We start from the raw sequence: 19,950 nt of genomic DNA, 5'->3' as shown, positions 1-19,950 counted from the left end.
CACACCGTGCTGGAACCCTTTTTATAGAAAAACTTTAATCAACTTTCAGGCTAGAAGCTAAGTGATGAGTTTTGCAAAGCCAATGCATCAGATAATTGTTATATCTGAGATTTTCCATTAAACTTTACCCCCATAATCAAGATATCGTCTACCTGTACCTTATCGCCTTCTTCCATCCAGGCAGTCAGGCTCTCATCTAACAATGCTCTTTGCTTTGTCAAAGGATAACGATGGATGTCCATAATTAATTGACGTAAACGCCTGCTTCTAAACTTTTTACCATCTTTTCCTCCAAACTGGTCCTGATAGCCATCAGAAAACAGATACACTACGGTAGGCACGCTTATGTCAATGGTATGCAGGGTATAACTACGAGCCATATCTATCTGTTCTTTGCCAATGGGCATACGGTCGGCTTTGACCAAATTCATTTCTCCATTCTGAATACACAACATAGGGTTATTGGCTCCTGCATACTCAAGTATACACTTGTCAAAGTCTACCATACACAAGGCCATGTCCATACTATCAGAGTTTTGGGTTACGTGTTGCTGTAATATATAATCTATTTCTTTGCTCAACTGATTGAGTATTTCATGGGGTTTGGTAATGCCTTGTTGTAGTACAATATTGGTAAGTGAAGTATTGCCCAACATGCTCATAAATGCACCTGGCACTCCATGACCTGTACAATCAATCACACTGAAAAAAAACTTGTTTTGGTACTCAACTACCCAATAAAAATCTCCACTTACAATGTCTCGTGGTTTGTTATAAATAAAATATTCATCGGCTAATTTAGCTATTTGTTCGTCCAGTGGCAAAATGGCTTTTTGAATACGTTGGGCGTAGTTTATGCTGGAAGTAATGGCTTCATTTTGGGCATTGATTTGGATATTTTTACGATTAATTTCCTCATTCTTATTTTGCAACAATTGATTGGTTCGTTGCTTTTGCAAAATGTTTCGGTACATTATAAATGCAATGATAAGAATGACTATAAAACCTCCAATAAAAAGGTTACGCACAATTTGAGCTCGTTGGTTTTTGGCTTCTTTGAGTGCATTGTCTTTGGTAAGCAAGTTAATCTCGGCTTGCTTCTTTTCCAGGTCAAACTCTGCCCTGATAGTAGCAATCTCACGGGCATTTTGCTCCCCAAATAATTTATCTTTTTGCTTTACATACGCTCTATAATAATGATAAGATGAGTCTATGTTTCCCTGGGCTTTAAAAATTTCTGACAATGCCTCCAATCCTTTTTTTATTTCCTTGGCGGCTCCTATTTCCTGGGCTCTCTTAAGGCTTTTTCTGGCATACTCCAGGGCGGTGTCATACGCCCTCATTTCGCTGTGAATAAGGGCTATTTCACGCTCCATATTGCTGGTGCCTTGCTTGTCGTTTATCTCAATACTCATGTCACGCCCAATGCCATAGTACCTCAAAGCCTCACGGTACTGCTTTCTTTTGGTTTTTACCTGCCCTATTACTTTATAAGCAGTCACCAAGCCCATTTTATCAGTGATACGTTGTGCTATTTCCTTACTTTTTTGGGCATACTCAAGTGCTTTTGAGTACTTCCCTTCGTAAAAATAAAATTCTGCCAGATTACCTAAACAAATTACCTCCCCTACCTCGTTTTTCACTTTTGTTTTGAGTAAATGAAGGGCTTTTTGGGCTGTTTCAATTGCCAACTTCAGTTTTTGTTGTTGAAAGTATATCGTACTTATGTTGGTTAGCACGTCTACTTTTGATTTGTACTGCTGGTGAGCTTCTGCCACCTTTAGCCCCTTAAAGTAGCTTTTTAGCGCTTTAGGATAGTTTCCTTGCTCGTCATAAATTACACCTACGTTAGATGAAAATTTCCCGATGTATACATCATCCTTCAATTTTTCGGCTATAGCCAAGCCAGCCAGCAGGTTCTCTAACGACTTTTTATAGTTTGACATGGCATAATAATACACACCCAAAACATTGTACAAAACCATGGCTTGTCTTTCTGTGCCTTTCTTCTGTTTGATCAGGTCAAAGCCTTTGTTAATAATCTCGACTGATTTTTGTATTTTCCCTTGTGTCGAGAATAGTTTGGCTTCGGTAATAAGCGTGTTTATTTGTCCTTCCAAAAAATTGGCATTCTCTGCCAATACGCGGGCTTTATTAATATATTCTTGGGCTTGTTTCTGATCGGTTTTGATATAAGCTTTGGCTACCTTTAAGGCAATGAATGTTTTTGTAGTATCATGAGAAGCATTTGAGAAGGCAGTTTTTAAGCTATCAACAATAGAGAGTTGAGCAAACGATTTTACTGCAAAGAGAAGACATAATGAGATGATAAAAAAAAGGTGTTTCATGTAAACTTTAAATTTTTCCCTCGTGTCGAATGGACAAGCAAAAATACTGCACATTCAAATCACATCCATACAATTGCACAAATTTATATTTTAGCTCCCCACACCAGTATATCATCAGTTTGTTTAGTATTGCCGTCAGTAATCCATCGATTGAGTGTATCTTCGAGTATATTTTTTTGTTGGGGCAAGGGCATTTGATGTATTTCTGTAAGTAAAGACTTGAGTTGTCGAGTCATAAATTTTTTATCATTAGGTCCACCAAACTGATCTTGGTACCCATCGGAACACATGTAAAAAATTGTCTCTTTTGAGATGTCTATCACGTTTTCCTCAAAGGTTTTATTCTCCTGATAGCCTCCAATAGACAGTTTAGTGCCTTTTACTATATTTAGTTGCCCATCTTGAAAATAATATAAAGGATGATGAGCTCCAGCAAACTCCATTTGCTTTTCTTCATAGTTTATCACACAAACCCCAATGTCCATCCCGTCTCTGATCTCATTTTTATCTGCACGCAAAATCGCCTCTACAACATTGCTCAAATTGTTTAAAATAATGTCAGCATTTAATATTTTTTTATTTAAAATAATATCTGACAAGGCTGTACTTCCCAACATACTCATCATAGCACCCGGAATACCATGTCCAGTACAATCTGCTATCACTACTATTTTTTTTCCTTCTACTTCTTCTACCCAATAAAAGTCTCCGCTGACAATGTCACGAGGACGATATACTATAAAGTGTTGAGAGAACAACTGCGAAATTCTTTCACTATAAGGCAATACTCCTTTTTGCAACTTGTGTGCATACCGCATGCTTGCGTGCAAATCTCCATTCTTTTTATTGAGTGTATTGTTGAGTTGTTTTAACTGTTCGGTACGCTCTTGCACTTTGCTTTCGAGTTGTTTATTGGCATTTTCCTGTACTACGATGACCTCTTCTTGTGCCCTGCGTTTTTCTTTATCGTTTAAACGGATTCGGTACCCTAGCCCCAGCGAAAAACATAAAATTTCGAGTAAAGTACCCGCTTGAAAATACAAGTTCCCATTATAGGAGCCTTTAAAGATACTAATACTCATACCTATATATAAACAAAAAAACCCTGCAATGATGTAAATCACCATTTTGGTTTTGGTGGTTGCCCATACCATCACCAACACTAAAAAGAAGGCAGACTCAACCAAAGCATATTGACGATGAAAATTGTGAATAAAAGCAAAGTTATCGCTGGTATGTAACACTGCTTCAAGTACTAAGAATTCAATTATTCGCCCTACCATCCACCAACACATAACCTTGTCCCAAAAAGGTATATTTTTTTGCGTGTTTAAAAAAACGCGAATAAACTGAATATAAAATACCTGTAGAAAAACAGTAGAAAACAGGTACACATCATAAAACAAATGAGGGTATTCCGGAAACAGGTACTCGGTAGAAAATCCAGCGTAGTTGAAAAAATAGGCTCCTGTACAAAAGAGATAACCACTATAGTAGACATATATCTTGTTGCCACTCAACACATATAAAAACAGGTTATACAATAATATAAGCCCTACAGCCCCCTGAAATATACCTTGCACCAAGTTACGACGTTGGATAAAACTGTCCCAATGTTCCTTAGTTTGGGCTTCAAGCCCGATGCTCAAGTTTTTTTGGTTAACATTTTGGAAGCGAATATAAATGGTTTTGGTTTGCCCTGGTTTGAGGTATAATCTTACTTTGGGTATGGTACGGTTTATATTAAGGTCTTTCTCGCTGCCCCTTACATGCCCTCCTGTTTTCTTGAGCACTACCTCCCCTTGATCATTTTGTTGATACACCTCTGCTATGTTAATATAACGTTTGCCCAGTATAAGGATACCGTTAAAGTCATGGCTTTGCTTGCTTTGAATTTTAATTTTCCCCCACACTGTGGATACTTTTTTAATGTTTTCCCGGGCAGATGCAAACAATTGGAATTGAGTGTCAGGCAGGTTTTGTACTTGTGTAAAACTAAATGATGCAGCATTTTTCGACAGCACATATAAGCAAGAGTTCAGTTGTTTGTATTGATTGCTGTCTCCTTCGATATAAAAGACTTTTTGAGCTTTTGCATCATACGCCAACAACAAGTACAAACTAAAACACAAATACTTTAAGTACTGCATTGAAAAAAATAATGAGTTGAAAAATAATTTATATCTAAACTAAAAACGCAACTGTTTTATCAGATACTGGTTTAGGGAGATCATTGTTTGCCTGGCCAGTGCGCACCTATTACCATAATGTCATCTACTTGTTTTTCGTTGGCTTGTTCACGCCATTTTTCAATGGTATCATCCAATATCTGACGTTGTTCGGGCATAGGTTTTTGGTGTATACGCAACAACAGTTCACGCAAGTTTCGTCGCATAAATTTTTTTCCTTCTGGACCTCCAAATTGATCTTGATAACCGTCAGAGTAAAGATAAAAAGTAGTAGGTTTTGAGATGTCAATGACATGGCGGGCGTACTTTCGCTCTACTTCGAGTTGCTCACCCCCAATAGCAAGCTTATCTCCTTTGAGTTGGTACAACTGATTGTCTTGAATATACAATAGAGGGTTTTTTGCTCCAGCAAACTCTATCACATGTTTCTTTTTACATACTACCACCAACGTCATGTCCATTCCATCGCGGTTGTGGCTATCTTGTTGCCGCAAAGCATAACGAACTCCGTCGTGTAAATCTCTCAATATGTGGTCGGGTTTGGTTGTGCCTCGCACATTTACAATCTCATCTAACAAGGAGTGCCCAATCATACTCATAAAAGCTCCTGGCACCCCGTGCCCGGTACAATCTACCGCTGCAATCATTAGTTTATGTTTGGGTATACTGTTGCCACTTTCGTCGTATTGGTGGGGGGCAGCAAACCAGTAAAAGTCTCCACTTACAATATCTCTGGGCTTAAACAACACAAACAAGTTGGGCAGTTCTTGCTTTACGGTGTTGAGGTTGGGCAACATAGCGGCTTGTATTCTTTGCGCATAGTTGATGCTTTCGGTAATGTGGTGATTTTTGTCTTTGAGTTCATTGTTGGCATCTAACAACATTTTTTCTGCTTCTTTGCGCTTGGTAATATTAATAATAATGGCAACATAGTTTGTTAGGTTAAGCGCATAGTCATAGGTGGGAGTCAAATTCATTAAAACCCATAAAACTTCCCCTTGTCGATTTTTTATTTCAAGCTCTTTGCTTACCGACTGACTAGAGGAGAGACTATCGCCAAACTCATCATAATTTTTCAAGTCACCTTCACACAAAGCCAACACTTCTGGCAGACGCTTTCCTTGTAAATCGTCATAAGTATACCCTGTCATCCGGGTATACCCATCATTCATCCACTCAAGCTTTAGGTCTTTATCCAGAATAAATACGGCATTGGAAGTTTTGGCTGCTACCAATGACAAACGCTCAAGTTTTGCTTGTGACTCTTTACGTACAGTAATGTCTTGTACTATGCCTAGTAATTTGGCTGGTTGGCTGGTTTGTTCATCAAACACCAGTTTTAGCGTAAGCTCTACAATTTTTAGTTGTTGGTTTGCCAACAAAAGACTGTGCTCGAAAGAGTAATTTTCACGGTTGATAAATACTTTTTGAATCGCTGCTCCCAACCTATCCCCATCTTCATCGGTCATCATTTGCTTGTAAAGCTTCATATCAGGCTTTAGCTGTTTATCGGCTCCTAAAATCTCTCTAAAACCATCTGACCAATGCAATTCTTGATTCTGCAGATTGGTTTCCCAATAACCTATGCGGGCAAGTTTTTCTGATATGTCAAACCTCACCTCAAGCGCTCTTTTGTCCATCAATATCCACTGGTTGATTTTTTCAGCTTCGTTGAGACGTTGCTCCAGTTTACGCACTTGTTCTTCAAGTAACTGAACCTGTTGAGGGCTAATAGGTTGTTGGTCTGCCATTAGTTATTCATTAAGTTAAATATATGCCAGCAAATTTAAATTAAGTTTCAGAATAGGTTTAATCAAGACACACTTAAAAGCATTTGATTTAGCACTCCTAAGTTGTCTATATTTTTGGCAAATACCTACAACTTACTTACCAAAACTCGTTTGATATGTTAAGAATTGCCACCACATCAGCAAGTGTAACCTACCTGATATACACATACGCTTGATTTAAGCTGCCTGAGCATTGATTTCCATCAAACTTGCAATAATTGCGGCTGGTTCGGCACGTTTGGTATAATCAGCATCTACAAAACGATATACAACTCTCCCCTCTGCATTGAGCACAAAAGTAGCCGGCACGGGCACATCTACTGAACTTTGGCTACCATTGATTGCCTTAAGGTCTACTCCAAACGCACTAAAAGCGTTGATCATTTGGTTGGGCATAGAAAACATCAATCCATAGCTATCAGCAATTTTATTTCCTTCGTCTGACAACACATTGTATTGTACATTTCTTTTATCGGCGACCATGTGTGAATATGATACACTTTGAGGAGAAATTCCTATTAAACTTGCTCCCAGCTTTTTAAACTCTGCCAGCGACCTTTGCAAAGCCCTTAGTTCAAGACTACAGAACACACACCAATCGCCTCTAAAAAACGAAATAATCAAAGGTCCTTTTTCCAACAATGTATTACTACTTACAATGTTTCCTTTATCATCGGGTAGCATAAAGGGCGGCGCAATATCACCCAATTGGGGCACTTGCTCTAACTTGCCCGAATTATTAATATCTTGGACAAAGTCGTGGTGACCTAATACTGTTTCTCCTCCATTAGCGCTCTGCGCTTTGGCTTTTAAAGTGTCTAGTTCTTCTTGTAAAGTCATAACTCATACTTTATTGATGTTTGTAAACAATGTGCAAGTTTATAAACTAACGCTATAAACAATGACAGAGTTAGTAGGGCTCATAACAAAAATGATTCTTGAAAACAGCATATTTGCGCTCAACTAGACCAATCTGTCATATTAACATTTAAACGTTTTATTAAGTGCCATAAGTTGTGCTTTATATCAAGAAACTTTGCCTATTTGTCACTCTTTGGCAAAGTTTCTGAACATTGGGTATTGGATGTAGTGCAAGTCTTGGTATTTATTGTAGCATCGGTGCACTCCCCTTCAACAGGTTTGTTAAACGATATTAGCCTATTGACAATCAACCAGATATAATTTTAATTCTGACAAAAAGCTTTGGGTGTTGGGAGACACTTATCACCCAATAATGCTATAAGCAATATTTTATATAAAAAGAATGAAGATCAACATACGAATAAAGTTACTTTTAAACTTCTTGCTGGTAGGCATAGTGCCTCTGATCATTCTTATGTTTCTGGGATTTTGGTTTACAGGCAATTTATTGCGTAAAAAAAACTTTGATCAACTGAACGCCATTCGCGAATACAAAAAACAAACCATAGAGGAATACTTTCAACTGGTACGCAATGAGATTCAGTACCTATCAAAAAATCACACTATTGTAAATGCAATGCGTGAATTTAAAGATTCATTTCACGCTTCTGCACCAACACGTTTGAATGAAAATGACATAGCAAAGGTAAAAAGCTATTATAAAGATAAGATTTTTAAAAAATTAGGAAACAATCTTAGCAATTTTGAACTAAACCGCCTTATTCCTCAAGATTCTACCACACTTTTTTTTCAAAGGTATTATATGGCCGAAATGGCTGGGATAAAAAACGATCACCCCTATCATGATGTCCACACCAAATACAATCAAGACATTACCAATTTTCTGAAGAAATTTAAATACTATGACATTCTGTTGATTGACAACGAAACTGGTCATATTATTTATTCGGTAGACAAAGAAATTGATTTTGCTACCAGCCTCAAAACAGGTCCTTACTCTCAAAGTAATATAGCCAAGGTATTTCAGGAAGTTAAACAAGCCCGTGAACCAGACTTTGTCAAAATATACGATTTTGAACAATACACACCTTCCTTTATGTTTCCTGCCATGTTTATAGGTACACCAGTGTTTGACGGTAAAAGAAACATAGGGACCCTGGTATTTGAGCTATCAACCAAAGAGATTGACCGCACAATGACCAATGAGCATAAATGGACAGAGGTAGGGTTAGGCAAAACGGGGGAAAGTTATATTGTAGGCAGAGACTCCAAAATGCGTAATGATGCCAGGGCAATGATAGAGGACCCCAAAGCATTTTTAAAATTGTTAACCAAGCTTAAGCTCAATGCAGGTGATCTTGAAAAGATGAAGCAATTTCAATCTTCTATTCTTTTTCAGGAAATAAAAACTGAAGCAGTGAAAGATGCCTACTTAGGCAGAGTAGATGCTAAAATTGCTACAGATTACCGAAACCAAAGAGTACTTACCTCTTATACTCCCCTCAAAATCCCTGATCTTGAGTGGTTTTTGGTCACCCAAATAGACGAAAAAGAGGTAATGCAACCTATGGATAGTTTTGCCCGAAAAGCATACCAGGGTGTCTTGATATTACTCATCATTATTTTGGTAATTACTCTTTTGTTGTCCAAAAACTTGTCTTCTCCGATCAAGCAATTATTAGAAGGAACTAAAAATATTCAACAAGGGAAACTTGATACCGAAGTGCAGGTAACCTCCAAAGATGAAATTGGCGATCTGGCCCATTCATTTAACCAAATGGCACAAAATATCAAGGAAAAAAATGAATCGCTGGATGAGAAACGCCAAAAGCTAGAAACATCTAACACCGCACTGGAAGCTCGACAGTGGCTATCAAACGGGGTAATAGAATTTTTACCTGTACTGCAACGCAACGACCATAACATTGAAGCAATGGCTGAGGATATTCTTAATCATTTGACGCAATATGTAGATGCAACGCAGGCAGCCATGTATGTAGCCGAGGCTGATGAACACACTACATTTTTAAAATTGCTGGCACACCGAGGACATAATGAAAAATTTGTCACCAGCCACACGAAAATGCCGCTAGGTACCGGGTTGGCAGGTACTTGTGCCAAAGATAAAGAAGTGATGCACTTGACTCCTAAAGAAGAAGAGTATGACATCATCACATCGGCCACATTTAACGCCAAACCAACCACCTTGCTGTTGGTACCTTTGCTCAATAACCAAAGATTGGTAGGGGTATTGGAAATAAGTTATTTGAGAAAAATCACTGAAAATGAAGTAGCTTTTGTGAGACGCATTAGTGAGCGTATCAGTTTGGCGGTATACAACATGAAAGCCGACATACTTACTCAAGAACTATTACAAGAGGTAAAAATCCAAAACGAACAGTTATCTGCCAAGGAAGATGCTTTACGCAAAAACTCTGAAGAGCTTAAAAACTTGAATGAATCGCTAGAGGAAAAAGTAGAGGCTGCCACGAAAAACATTCAGGAAAAAAATCAACAACTGCTGGCACAAGAAGAAGAGTTGAGACAAAATCTTGAAGAGCTCAACGCTATTAATGAGTCGCTTGACCAAAAGGTAGAAGAACGTACCAGAGAACTAAAAGAAAAAGAAAGAATACTGGTGCAAAACCTGGCAAAACTTAAGGTGAGCCAACGAGAGCAACACAAGTTGTCATTGATGCTCAATAATTCTGATGACTTTATTGTACTTACTGGCATAGAAGGCAATGTAATATATATGAACAATGCCGCCAGAGCTATGAAAGGGGTTGCACAAGGCGCAGATATTAGCCACCTGACTTTGATGGACTTTAAGGTACCTGATGATACTCTTGACCTAATAGAGGAGGTGATACCTATTGTTGCTAAAGAAGGGATATGGAAGGGGGAGCTTCACCAACAACACCTGGGCACTGACGCTATGTTGAATGTAGAGACTACTGTGTTTCCAGTAAAAGACCCTAATACCCAGGAGTGGATTTGTTTTACATTGATTCAAAGTGATATTACCGAGCGGAAAGAAGCCCAAAACAAGCTTGTTCAACAGGAAGAAGAACTCAGACAAAATGCAGAAGAACTTCAGGCCTTAAATGAATCACTGGAAAAAAGAATACAAGAAGCTACTCAGGATATTCAGGAAAAAAACCAACGTTTGCTGGCACAAGAAGAGGAGTTAAGACAAAATATAGAAGAGCTCAATAGCTTGAATGAGTCGCTAGACGACAAAGTGGCACAAAGAACCCAGGAACTGGTAGATAAGGAGAAGTTGTTACAAAAAAACCTTCACAACCTGAGGGAGGCTCAAATAGAGCAACAAAAGCTGGCTACTATGATTGATAATAGTGACGATATGATTGCTATGGCAGGCTTTGATGGTAAAGTACTGTATATGAACCGTCAAGCGCGTAAAGTATGGGGCATTTCAGTTGATGCCAATGTGAGCACTTTGAAAATTGATGACCTGGAATTGAAAAATGCCAAAGGTAAAAAAGTAAGTATATTTAATAACATATTCCCAAAAGTAGCTGAGCAAGGTGTCTGGAAAGGAGAGTTTATTCAACGAAGTGTCATTACTGGTGAAGACATTAACATAGATTCTAAAATTTTCACGGTAATAGATGAAAATACCCAACAACCTATTTGTATTGCTACTATCCAAAGGGACATTACTGACCGGAAAAAATCACAAGCCAAAATGAAGGCTGCCTTTGAAGAGTCCAAACGTTCGCGGGAGCTTATTCAGGCAGTAATAGATGCTACTCCAGATTGGATTTCGGTAAAAGATCGTAACTATCAATATATTTTGTGTAACCGTAGTTTTGCCCGTGCATTTAACCGCACCAAAAAACAAGTATTAGGTGAAGATGATTATAGCCTTGGATTTCCTAAGCACTTGATTGAAGGCGATGAAGCACAAGGAATTAAGGGTTTTAGAGAAGATGATAGACGAGTGTTTGAATACGAGCACTTTATTCAAAATACCAATGACCCAGGTATTATGATTCACGGCGAACTTAGATTTTTTGACACTCAAAAACTCCCTTTGTTTGATTCAACTGGGCAAGTATATGCGGTACTTTCTATTGCTCGTGATTTTACCGACCGTAAAATATTTGAGGATAAACTTCAATCAAAAAACGTAGAAATCACTCAACAGCAGCAAAATATAAGAGCAAGTATAAGCTACGCCAAAAGAATTCAGAATGCACTGCTCCCTCACCGAAAGCATATCAAAGAATCCTTGCCTGATTCTTTTATCTTGTTCAAACCACGCGACATTGTAAGTGGGGACTTTTATTGGTTTGCTCATACTGAAGCCAAACCTTTGTATGAGGAAGTGAGCAGTTTTCAAGGAATAGAAAAAGTGCTGAAGGGTTTTAGAAATGAAAAGATTGTAATTGCTGCGGTAGATTGTACTGGGCATGGGGTACCAGGGGCATTTATGAGTTTGATTGGCAATGACATATTAAATAATGCGGTAATTCAGCATGAAACTACTGAACCAGATCAAATTTTAACGAAGCTAAATGAAGGAGTAAAAAAGTCACTGAAACAACAAGAAAACGCTGATAGTCGCGATGGTATGGATATAGCCTTGTGTACCATTGATTTAGATGCACGCACAGTGGAATTTGCAGGAGCAAAAAACCCCTTGGTATATATTCAAAATGGGCAAGTGAACGAAATTAAAGGAAGCAAGTTTAGTATTGGTGGGCGAGAAAGAGGTACGGAACGAACATATGACAAACACACTATAGATGCCAGTGAACCTACCACCTTGTATATCTACTCTGATGGTTACCAGGATCAGTTTGGAGGACCTAATAAACAAAAGTTTATGAAAAAACGGTTGCGGGAGTTACTATTAGAAATTCACCAAAAGCCTATGGAGGAACAAAAACAGATTTTAGATGATACACTTGCCCAGTGGATGAAGGAAGGTAACGAACGTCAGATTGATGATGTATTGGTTATTGGCATAAGAATTTAATATAAAGATAGACCTAAAACAAACACGAGCATTACCCATCTGGATAATGTTCGTGTTTGTTGTTTCTGGTATACTCTGTCAATCTCGCACTTTGATAAACCTTTCTTCCTTCCTGTTCCGTATATTACCGTTAAAATACAATCCTACAGATTTAGAGTTCAACAGGTTTTGATATTCTTGTTTATCTACGTTGGCATACTCATAAATACCTCCACGGCAAAAAACTACTTCAAGCACCTTACTAAAAGCATCGTAAGCAACTGAAGTAATCAAAGAAGAATGAATGTGAACGCGCTTAAATCTTGTCATATTTCAATATTTAGTGTATATATTATTTAACGTGTTTAAGCAAGTAAAGTTGTTTTTAAGTGCGATAAAACAGGCTCTTAAAGCCTTTAAAATCAGTATATTACAAAAAAATCGTGAATAAACTATCCACGATTTTACTTCAATCACTCACGATTTGTGATTGTATTATTTGGCTTAAGAGAATAACCCTTTACCTGTCAGGATAACAGGTAGAGTTAAAGTTGCATAGTTGGTAATTACTCTGAAATATGGCTTATGGTTTGGTTTCTTTGCAAGGTTTTATTGGCCAGTAGCTTGCACACTTCGCAAGGTTTGAAAAACCTTATGATCAATTGCTCCTATTTGCTCTGCCCGGTCTTGTTGCCCTTTATTTTTAAGATAGGTTTTGTAGTAAATCAATGCCAATGAAATTTCCTGAAGTTCATCTACTGAAGAAACCATCAAAGGAATTTCGTTGTTATTATTTATAGGTTCATGGTGTTGTGTTGTAATGACCGATTGCAATTCCTCAGATTTTTCTTTTTGAACAAAAGTTAATTGTGTACCATTGGGTAAGGGAATTCTAATTTCACTCATGATGCTAAAGAATTAAGTTTATTGTTAATAATATTAGCAAAAATAAAGTTAAAATTGAATTACACAAACAATTTCAGCCAATAAATTTAACATTAATTTATTTTGTTAATTTTAACGGCAAAAACAAACTCTGTTATCAAGAACAGCACCTCAATAATTGGCTTATGCATAATTGTAAAACCCAGCTATAGGATGTATTATACGACTACCTTTCACCTCTTTGCTCACAATGTTGGTATAACATTTGGCTGATCTTTAATCAATATCTACGAACTTTGTCATTATCATTTATGAGAGCTTTTTTTATCGCTTTAATACTATTTTCCCCCATTGTTGGACATGCTCAAACTCCTGAAATAGACAGTTTAGAAAGAATTTTACCAGCCATGTCTGACGACACCTCAAAAGTTCAGGTACTGAACAGACTTACTTGGAAACTCAGGGATATAGACCTAAACAGGGCATTACAATATGGCAAACGCAGCTTGGATATTGTACACGCACTTCAGTACAAAGCTAAACATGCTGAAATACTTAGTTTTTTAGGAATTATATATCGTAACCTTGGTGATTATGCCAGTGCGTTCGAGTATTATCATCGTGCCCTCAGAATAGCAAAAAAAAACCAGCAAGGCATTCAAATTGGCTATAGTTACAACAATATAGGCGAGGTTTTTAAATTTCAAAAACGGTATGATGAGGCCGTAGAGAACATGAAAAATGCCATTAAAGTATTTGTAAAATTGGGAAATAAAAGTGGAGAGGCTTATGGATATTTACGTATGGGAGAAACTTTTCAAGAACAAAAAAAGTATGATGAAGCACTGAAAGCATTTTTTAAAGTAAAACAAATAAGGGAGTCTACTAAAAAGAAAAAATCGTTGGATGTTGCCCTTAATCGAATTGGAGTAGTATACAACCTTCAGGCAAAGTATGAAAAAGCACTTGATTACCTCAATCAAGCGCTGGACATGAATATCAAGGATAAGAATTTGAGAGGTATTAGCGACATGCAAAATGACATTGCGGAAGTATACCTTAACCAAAAAAACTATACAAAAGCCATTGAATATGCCCAGAAAGGCTTAAAGGGCGCTACAAGTATACCTGCCCACCCTATTATGCAACATAGTACTAAAATACTCAATGAAGCCTATGCTAATCAAAATGATTTTATCAAAGCCTACAGGTACCAAAAACAATACATAGACATTACACAAAGTTTGTTAAACGAAGAAAATGCTCGGCGAATTCAAGCATTACAAACCAATTATCAAATAGAGAAAAAACAAACAGAACTTGATCTAAAAAGTAAAGAAAATCGATTATTGAAAATAGAGCAGAAAGAAAATGAGTTAAGAAAAGAGCTAGTATATCTACTGGTTGGCGGCCTAATACTTACCTTGGGTTTAGTGGTAGCGGTCATTATAGGCATATTTCAGAAACAAAAGGCTAACAAGTTGTTACATATAAAAAACGAGCAATTGATAGAGTCAGAGCAAATAGAACGTGCTCAAACCGCACAAATGAAAGCGACCAACGATGAGTTAAAAACTGCTCAACAAGAGTTACAGATAGCATTGGAAAAAGAACAACAAAGTCACATTGAGCTCGAAAATGCCCACGAAGAACTCAAGGCGACTCAGTCGCAAATGATTCAATCCGAAAAAATGGCTGCATTAGGTCAACTTATTGCGGGGGTAGCCCACGAAATCAATACACCCTTGGGAGCCATTCGCTCTTCTATTGAAAGCGTAGCTTCTGCTTTAAAAGACACTTTACAAAAACTTCCAGATTTACTCACAGTACTTACCCCACAAGAACAAGCCCTCTTCATGAGTTTGTTAGACACATCTATGAACCAAACGAATGTAATTACGCTCAAAGAAAAAAAACAACTACGCAAAGCACTTATTGAAAAACTGAAAATCCATGAGGTACCCGATGCTCGTAAGGCAGCAGATATTCTTGTAAACCTAAGGGCAGAAGAGTCTTATGAAGACTTTCTGAGTTTGCTAAAACATGCCCATAGCAACCTTATATTACACACATCGAATAAGCTATCCAATATATTAAGAGGTACAAGTAATATAGAACTGGCTATAAGAAAAGCACACAAGATCGTATTTGCACTAAAAAATTATGCTTATCGCAACCCACAGGAAGTAAAAGTACAAAGTGACATAAAACAAGGCATAGAAACTGTACTTACACTTTACCACAATCACCTAAAACAGGGCATACATCTTGAGCGTGATTATCACGAAAATATACCGCAAATTTGGTGTTACCCTGATGAATTGAATCAAGTATGGACAAATCTTATTCATAATGCGCTACAGGCAATGGATTTTAAGGGTGATCTAACCGTGGGTATACATAATCAAAATAATCGTTTGGAGGTAATCATAGCTGATACAGGCAGTGGTATACCCGCAGACATTATTGATAAAATATTTGATCCTTTCTTTACTACCAAACCAGCTGGCGAAGGAAGTGGCTTAGGACTGGATATAGTTCGTAAAATTGTGCAAAAACACGACGGAGATATTCAGGTACAGAGTACGGCAGGTGTGGGCACCGCTTTTACTGTGTGGCTACCTCTACCAGCTACTACCACCTAAACCAAGCGTAATAGTAATATTGCATTTAAGACGAATTCCTTCTATATTCAACTGCTTAAAATAATACAAAAGCTAACGCGTAACTAAACAGGAAGATATGAATAATAAAGTGATACTTTGTGTAGATGATGATGAGATTATTCTCAATAGCCTTGAAATGCAACTTAAAGAACATTTAGGCGACCACTACATGTATGAGTTTGCCGAGAATGCAGATGATGCGATGGAGATTTTAGACGAATTGGAAAACGATGGTTACCAAACTTTGTTGGTAGTTTCAGACTGGCTCATGCCTGGGTTAAAAGGAGATAATCTCCTTATAAAAATCCATGAAAGGTTTCCTAACGTAGTAAAAATTATGCTTACCGGACAAGCCGATGAAGAAGCAGTAGAACGTAGCCGGAAAGAAGCTAATTTATTTGCCTGCTTAGGCAAACCTTGGGAAACTAATGATTTGATAAGTACAATTAAACGTGGGTTACAAACAGCAGTATGACAGAACCTGTAATATTATGTGTAGATGATGAAGAGATTGTTTTGGAAAGCCTTGAAATCGAGCTTTCTGAAAAATTTGGGAACGACTATGTAATAGAGATAGCACAAGGAGCTGAAGAAGCCCTTGAGATTGTAGAAGAACTCATTGATGAGGGAAGAGAGATTACTGTAGTTATTTCAGACTATATTATGCCTGAAGTAAAGGGAGATGAACTACTACGTAAAATCCATGAAATGTCTCCCCGTACCATTAAAATTATGCTTACCGGACAAGCTAGTATGGAGGGCGTAACCAACGCCATTAACAATGCCCGCCTCTATAGGTATATCACAAAACCGTGGCAAAAAGAAGATTTATCTCTTACTATTTCAGAAGCTAATCGCACTTTTTTTCAGGATAAATTGCTCGAAGAGCAAAACAAGAGGCTTGTAGAAAAAAATGATCAACTCAAAGAACTCAATAGTACTTTAGAACAAAAAGTAGAAGAAAGGACGACAGAAATTGTCCACCAAAAAGCTGAGTTAGAGAAAAAAAACAATAATATAACCGCAAGTATCCGGTATGCACAACGTATCCAAAATGCCATACTACCTAATATCAGTGAGATACAAAGGGAATACCTCAAGCCCTTTATTTTTTTTCGTCCTCGTGATATTGTAAGCGGTGATTTTTATTGGTTTTCACATAATGAAGAAACAAATCAGTTGATTATAGCAGCAGCTGATTGTACTGGGCATGGGGTACCAGGTGCATTTATGAGCTTTATAGGCATAGAACAGCTTACAGAAATAGTAACAATAAAGAAAGTTACTCAGGCAGATGAAATATTGAATCAACTACATCAAGGGGTACTCAAAGTTCTTCAACACGGAGATGGTTCGGTCAAAGATGGAATGGATATAGCTTTGTGTGTTATCAACCTTGATTCTAAAACGATGGATTTTGCTGGAGCAAAAAACCCTTTAATATATATACAAGATGGTCACCTAAAGCAGATAGTAGGTGACAAACTTGCCATTGGAGGTAATTACCTAGATCAAACAACTTTTACGAAACAAACTATAGATGTATCCACCCTTACTACTTGTTACCTATTCTCAGATGGTTTTCAAGACCAGTTTGGGGGACCAAAGGGTAGAAAGTTTATGAAACATAATTTTCGCGAATTACTTTACATTATTCATCATCGTCCAGTAGAAAATCAGGAACAAATTCTAAACGATACCCTCAATCACTGGATCAGTTTTCCTGTGAAGTATGGCGAAGCACACAAACAAATAGATGATATAGTGGTAGTAGGATTTCAAATTGACCTTTAAATTATCTTTTTCGTTAAAAAACTTCCTTGCAAAAGTTTAGCACATATTATAAAGAAATGTATATTAACGGCATAATATCCATGCTATATTATAAATCCTTTGACATCTGGTTTTTCCTTTTTTTGTTGCTCACCCTAGGTCATATCTTCCTGAAAATACCTTATATAAAGGGAACGTTCATTTAACTGTGCCTCAATACTGATAATCAGTGAGTTAAAAATCACTGACACGATTTTGTGAACGCTACCAATATAAATAACTACCTAATTGTTTTTAATAAGGTGTAGAAGATATGATGTCAGTATTTGGTGCATCAAACTTTATCATCGCAAATATTGTAACAAGAAGGAAAAACTAAGAAGTCAAAGAGCTTCCCCTTCTATTACCACCTCAGGTTAATCATCCTCAAAAAAATATCGCTCTGCTCTACCATAGAGTTGTTTATCAAAGTTTCAATATACCAACTCCTAACTATTCTTATGAAAGTAATCATTGCTCCCGACTCCTTCAAAGACTCTTTATCGGCTACACAAGTGGCCAAACACATACACCAAGGAATAAAACAAGTGGCTCCATCTATAGAAACCTTACAGATACCTATGGCTGATGGCGGTGAAGGTACTATGGACATACTTACCCAGATACTTGGGGGAGTGAAAATAACGGTAAATGTATTAGACCCTTTACTGCGTCCTGTCAAAGCTAGTTTTGGGTGGGTTGCATCAACCAATACTGCAATTATAGAAATGGCGCAAGCTTCTGGGATACAATTACTCACTCAGGCAGAACGGAACCCCTTGTTCACATCATCTTATGGTACAGGGCAGCTCATAGTCGCTGCATTGCAACATCAATGCAAACGAATATTGATATGTATAGGTGGAAGTGCCACTAATGATGTAGGATGTGGAATGCTTCAAGCATTAGGAGTCAAGTTCAAAGATAACCAAGGAAGTACATTACCCACTATTACAGGACAACAGTTAACCAGTATACACCAGATAGATATTGGTCCCCTTTCTGAACTTATCAATGGTGTCTCCATTGAAATATTGAATGATGTTACCAATCCACTTTATGGCACCAACGGAGCAACTCAAGTGTATGCCCCACAAAAAGGGGCAACAACTGAGGTGGTATGCCTGCTTGAAAAAGCTATTATAGGCTTAGCTCACACTATTTTTGATACTACTGGCATAGACATACAATCAATAGCAGGTGCTGGTGCAGCAGGGGGCATAGGTGGGGCTTTGAAATGTTTTTTACAAGGTAGTATAATGAACGGAGTACAAAGTGTAATGGATGCATATAAACTTGAAGAGGTGTTTAAACAAGCAGACGCAAAAAACTCCTTAGTCATTACTGGTGAAGGGAAGCTAGATACACAGTCAAGTCAGGGTAAGGTTATTAGTGGAGTAGCTCAATTAGCAAAAAATACAAATTGCCTGTAGTAGCTTTAGCAGGAAAAGTTGATATTATAGCAACGGAAAATAAAAGGTTAAATATTGATGCCGCATTTTCTATTGTAAATGCACCTATGAGTTTGACAGATGCCTTAAATAATGTTGGGAAATTGATAGAAAATACAACTACAAACATTGTAAGCCTGTGGATTTCAAATAAAGCATCAGAATAATCAATTTACTCTAGAGCCAAAAAACCCTCACTGTTTTCACAATGAGGGTTGGTATTGGATCGGCAGCGACCTACTCTTCCACATTTGATTGTAGTACCATCGGCGCAATGGGGCTTAACTGCTCTGTTCGGAATGGGAAAAGGTGAGCACCCATGCTCTAACCACCGTTAGATCTTGCAATGTTTCATAAAGCATTTTGCTTTACTGCGCATTGACTTATTTCTTTAAAGTTCTTATATATGATTTGTAATGGAATTTGATATGTGAACCATTATTACTTATAACCATTGATTGATTATCAATAATTATAACATAATGGAAGGCAGAAATTCTCAACACCGAAGCATTTTCTTTGTTCATACTTCTCTCTCTCTCACTTTGCTAACCCTTCATTTCCAGGAAGTTTTCGGGTAATTAGTATTGCTCAGCTCAGCGTCTTTCAACTCTTACACTTGCAACCTATCTACGTCGTCATCTCCAACGACCCTTATATAGATATCTCATCTCGAGGCGAGTTTCGCGCTTAGATGCTTTCAGCGCTTATCTCTTCCGAACGTAGCTACTCAGCGATGCATCTGACAACACAACTGATACACCAGAGGTTCGTCCAACCCGGTCCTCTCGTACTAAGGTCAGGTCCTCTCAAATATCTTACGCCCACAACAGATAGGGACCGAACTGTCTCACGACGTTCTGAACCCAGCTCGCGTGCCACTTTAATGGGCGAACAGCCCAACCCTTGGAACCTTCTCCAGCTCCAGGATGTGACGAGC

10 protein-coding genes, 2 rRNA genes and 1 pseudogene (1 of these 13 cut by a window edge) are annotated in these 19,950 nt (G+C 37.7%); 5 read left to right on the top strand and 8 right to left on the bottom strand.

Translation table 11 applies throughout. The features are described from left to right. Window positions 1-98: 98 nt before the first annotated feature. The 4 genes from M23134_RS08045 to M23134_RS08030 all read right to left on the bottom strand — a co-directional run bounded on the left by M23134_RS08045 (window position 99) and on the right by M23134_RS08030 (window position 7,167). Window positions 99-2,348, bottom strand: a complete 2,250-nt coding sequence (locus M23134_RS08045) for a tetratricopeptide repeat protein (RefSeq protein WP_002695272.1) — start codon at window positions 2,346-2,348, stop codon at window positions 99-101. A gap of 83 nt (window positions 2,349-2,431) precedes the next feature. Continuing rightward, window positions 2,432-4,498 (bottom strand): 7TM diverse intracellular signaling domain-containing protein, encoded by a 2,067-nt coding sequence (locus M23134_RS08040; protein WP_002695271.1) that lies wholly within the window; start codon window positions 4,496-4,498, stop codon window positions 2,432-2,434. A gap of 80 nt (window positions 4,499-4,578) precedes the next feature. After that, window positions 4,579-6,288 (bottom strand): PAS domain S-box protein, encoded by a 1,710-nt coding sequence (locus M23134_RS08035; RefSeq protein WP_002695269.1) that lies wholly within the window; start codon window positions 6,286-6,288, stop codon window positions 4,579-4,581. 216 nt (window positions 6,289-6,504) lie between these two features. Further along, window positions 6,505-7,167, bottom strand: coding sequence for a peroxiredoxin-like family protein (locus M23134_RS08030; RefSeq protein WP_002695268.1), 663 nt, complete (start codon window positions 7,165-7,167; stop codon window positions 6,505-6,507). Between the two features lie 424 nt (window positions 7,168-7,591). On the opposite strand from M23134_RS08030, the gene M23134_RS08025 reads away from it, so the two are divergent. After that, window positions 7,592-12,217 carry a PAS domain-containing protein gene (locus M23134_RS08025; protein ID WP_045113207.1) on the top strand — a complete coding sequence of 1,542 codons (4,626 nt, stop codon included), beginning with the start codon at window positions 7,592-7,594 and terminating at the stop codon, window positions 12,215-12,217. A gap of 78 nt (window positions 12,218-12,295) precedes the next feature. Here M23134_RS08025 and M23134_RS08020 read toward each other — a convergent pair whose 3' ends face one another. Then, a complete protein-coding gene (locus M23134_RS08020) occupies window positions 12,296-12,526 on the bottom strand; it encodes a KTSC domain-containing protein (protein WP_002695262.1) in 231 nt (76 codons plus the stop codon). 279 nt (window positions 12,527-12,805) lie between these two features. Beyond that, the gene (locus M23134_RS08015) at window positions 12,806-13,102 is read right to left on the bottom strand and encodes a hypothetical protein (RefSeq protein ID WP_002695260.1); all 297 of its coding nucleotides are present in this window, start codon (window positions 13,100-13,102) and stop codon (window positions 12,806-12,808) included. 290 nt (window positions 13,103-13,392) lie between these two features. On the opposite strand from M23134_RS08015, the gene M23134_RS37710 reads away from it, so the two are divergent. The 4 genes and pseudogenes from M23134_RS37710 (at window position 13,393) to M23134_RS07995 (ending at window position 19,177) form a co-directional block, all read left to right on the top strand. Beyond that, window positions 13,393-15,726, top strand: coding sequence for a tetratricopeptide repeat-containing sensor histidine kinase (locus M23134_RS37710; protein WP_002695258.1), 2,334 nt, complete (start codon window positions 13,393-13,395; stop codon window positions 15,724-15,726). A 97-nt stretch (window positions 15,727-15,823) separates the two neighbouring features. After that, window positions 15,824-16,222, top strand: coding sequence for a response regulator (locus M23134_RS08005; protein ID WP_002695256.1), 399 nt, complete (start codon window positions 15,824-15,826; stop codon window positions 16,220-16,222). Next, window positions 16,219-17,541 carry a PP2C family protein-serine/threonine phosphatase gene (locus M23134_RS37705; protein WP_002695254.1) on the top strand — a complete coding sequence of 441 codons (1,323 nt, stop codon included), beginning with the start codon at window positions 16,219-16,221 and terminating at the stop codon, window positions 17,539-17,541. The genes M23134_RS08005 and M23134_RS37705 overlap by 4 nt, the downstream gene beginning before the upstream one ends. 479 nt (window positions 17,542-18,020) lie before the next feature. After that, window positions 18,021-19,177, top strand: a pseudogene (locus tag M23134_RS07995) (glycerate kinase). Between the two features lie 57 nt (window positions 19,178-19,234). On the opposite strand, the gene rrf reads toward M23134_RS07995, so the two are convergent. Both rrf and M23134_RS07985 read right to left on the bottom strand, forming a co-directional pair. Then, window positions 19,235-19,346 (bottom strand): 5S ribosomal RNA (gene rrf, locus M23134_RS07990). 225 nt (window positions 19,347-19,571) lie between these two features. Then, window positions 19,572-19,950, bottom strand: a 23S ribosomal RNA gene (locus tag M23134_RS07985) (it continues 2,494 nt past the right edge of the window).

The organism is Microscilla marina ATCC 23134 (assembly GCF_000169175.1).
Classification (GTDB): domain Bacteria; phylum Bacteroidota; class Bacteroidia; order Cytophagales; family Microscillaceae; genus Microscilla; species Microscilla marina.
The sequence above is the reverse complement of the archived record's forward strand: the minus strand, read 5'-3'. Positions and strand labels throughout refer to the sequence as shown.